General features: G+C 70.3%; 2 protein-coding genes and 1 pseudogene. 2 read left to right on the forward strand and 1 reads right to left on the reverse strand.

Annotated elements, in window-relative coordinates:
* A pseudogene (locus R6V09_RS51095) lies at positions 1–477 on the forward strand (hypothetical protein); the annotation flags it as partial.
* Between the two features lie 69 nt (positions 478–546).
* Here the strand turns inward: R6V09_RS51095 and R6V09_RS51100 are convergent.
* Entirely contained in the window at positions 547–1,143 is a 597-nt protein-coding gene (locus R6V09_RS51100) for a histidine phosphatase family protein (protein ID WP_317888244.1), read from the reverse strand.
* Positions 1,144–1,352: 209 nt separating this feature from the next.
* Between R6V09_RS51100 and R6V09_RS51105 the strand changes: the two genes are divergently transcribed.
* On the forward strand, positions 1,353–2,318 hold the full coding sequence (locus tag R6V09_RS51105; protein WP_317888245.1) for a phosphatase PAP2 family protein: 966 nt from the start codon (positions 1,353–1,355) through the stop codon (positions 2,316–2,318).
* The last annotated feature ends 25 nt before the right edge of the window (positions 2,319–2,343 follow it).

A 2,343-nucleotide genomic window follows, 5' to 3' on the forward strand; every position in this document is an offset into this window, starting at 1 on the left:
GCGCTGCGCGAGGCGGGCGGCTGGGCGGGGCTCGCCGACCGCACCGGCTGCGAACAGGCGCTGGCCCGCGCGCAGGCCCTCTACGAGCGGGGCCACTCGGACGCCGACCCCGAGTGGATGAGCTTCTACGGAGAGGCCGAATTGGAGGGCTTGGAGGCGCAGTGCTGGTCGACGCTGGGCGACTGGCCGCGGGCTGGGCGGCACGCTCGGCGTGCCGCCCAGCTTCAGGATCCGCACTTCACGCGGAACATCGCGCTGTACACGGCCGAGCTCGCCGACGATCTCGCGCGGGGCGGCCGGCCCGACGAGGCGGCGACCGCGGGGATGCGGGTGCTTGATCTGTTGGACCTGGTGCAGTCGTCGCGGATTCAGACGATGCTGGCCGGGACTGCGCGGGTGCTGTTGCCTCATCGGCGGGCTTCGGGGGTGTCTACGTTTCTTGAGAGGCATTCGAGCTTGCCTCGTACTGCTGCGTAGTTCCTCGGCTGCGGGCCGGTGGGGGCTGGTCGCGCAGTTCCCCGCGCCCCTGAAGGGGCGCGTCTGTGCCTACGTAACTAGATGGCCCAGGTCGTTCCAGCTCTCGATGGCCGGTTCACCGTACGCCCAGCCCAGTACCGACAACGACGTCGGGTTAAGGCGTATTCGGGACGCGAAGTCGATCGGCAGGCCCAGCCAACGCGCGCCGATCGAGCGGAGGATGTGGCCGTGGGCGAAGATCAGGACGTCGCGGTCCTCGGCGCGTGCCCAGGCGACGACCTCGTCCGCGCGGGCGGTCACCTCGGCGATCGTCTCCCCTTCGGGGACGCCGTCGCGCCAGATCAGCCACCCGGGGCGTACGTCCTGGATCTCCTCCGGGGTCATGCCCTCGTAGGCGCCGTAGTCCCACTCCATGAGGGTGTCCCAGTCGGTGGCGCGGTCGCCGAAGCCGGCGAGTTCGCAGGTCTCACGCGCGCGTGCCAGCGGGCTGGTGCGCACCTCCGCCCCGGGGAGGCCGTCCAGCGGGGACCGGTTCAGTCGCTCGCCGAGCACCTTGGCGCCGCGCCGGCCTTCTTCGAGGAGCGGGACGTCGGTCCTGCCGGTGTGCTTCCCGGACAGCGACCATGCCGTCTGTCCGTGCCGGGCCAGCAGGATGCGCGGTGCCATGGGGGACCTTTCCGGGAGATGCCGAGAGGCGGGTCACTCCATCATCTCGCACCATTGAGAAGGGCAACCCGGGGGGCGATCTCTGCGTCTTTGAGGTCCGGGGGCGCCCGAAACAGGGCGCGCGCATACGCCGTAAAGTGTCCCGACCGAGCAACCGGGAAGCCGGAGCACCGGGCACCGCACCAGGACAGAAGGGGGAGGGCGATCGGATGCCGCAGACCGAGACACCAGGCATCGAGGCGGACCGGCGAAGCCGGCTGCGCTGGTGGACCGAGCTGCCGCTGATCCTCATGGTGTACGCCTCGTACTCGGCGGGCCGCCTGCTGGCCAGGGGTGACACGACGAGCGCCGTGGACCACGGTCTGGCGATCCTGCGCATCGAGAAGATCCTGCACATCAACGCCGAGCACCCGCTCAACCGGCTCTTCACGCGCGAGGCCTGGCTCGGCATCCCGGCCGACTTCTGGTACGCGTCGCTGCACTACCTGATCACGCCCGCGATCCTGATCTGGCTGTTCCGGTCACGTGCACAGGTCTACCGCGCGGCCCGCACCTGGCTGATGACGTCCACGTTCATCGGCCTGATCGGCTTCACCCTGCTCCCGACTTGTCCGCCCCGTCTCCTCTCCCCGGACTACGGCTTCGTCGACACGATGGCCAAGTACAGCTCGTACGGCTGGTGGGGCGGCGACGCGAGCGCGCCGCGCGGCCTGGGCGGGATGACCAACCAGTACGCGGCGATGCCGAGCCTGCACTGCGGCTGGGCGCTGTGGTGCGGAGTGATGCTGTGGCGCTACGGCGGCACGCGGCTCACCAAGGCCGTCGGTGTGGCCTATCCGCTGCTGACGGCGATCGTGGTCATGGGCACCGCGAACCACTACCTCCTCGACGCGGTCGCGGGTGTGGTCGTGATGGGGCTCGGGTTCCTGCTGGCGCCGCAGATGATGAAGGCCGCGGACCGGATCAGGGCGCGGTTCGAGGGGCGCGGCTCACTTGTCGCGGCCCGCTCCCGTGGCGCCTCTCCCGGCACAGAAACCTCAATTGTCAGTGGTGGATGCCAGACTTCCCCGGGTGAGCGAATTCCACGGCAGCGCGAGTCACAGCTCGGTACCGGAGCCGAGCCGGGTGCCTCCCCCACGGACGCGGGGGACGGCGCTCCGGCACCGGCTCGCTGAGCTGCGCGGCCCTGACGTCCCGGCC

Source organism: Streptomyces sp. W16 (assembly GCF_033194735.1).
Taxonomy (GTDB): Bacteria; Actinomycetota; Actinomycetes; order Streptomycetales; family Streptomycetaceae; genus Streptomyces.

Excerpts from the sequence above, each read along its gene's own strand:
- R6V09_RS51105 (WP_317888245.1), top strand. The coding sequence starts at position 1,353 with ATGCCGCAGACCGAGACACCAGGCATCGAGGCGGACCGGCGAAGCCGG.
- R6V09_RS51100 (WP_317888244.1), bottom strand. The coding sequence starts at position 1,143 with ATGGCACCGCGCATCCTGCTGGCCCGGCACGGACAGACGGCATGGTCG.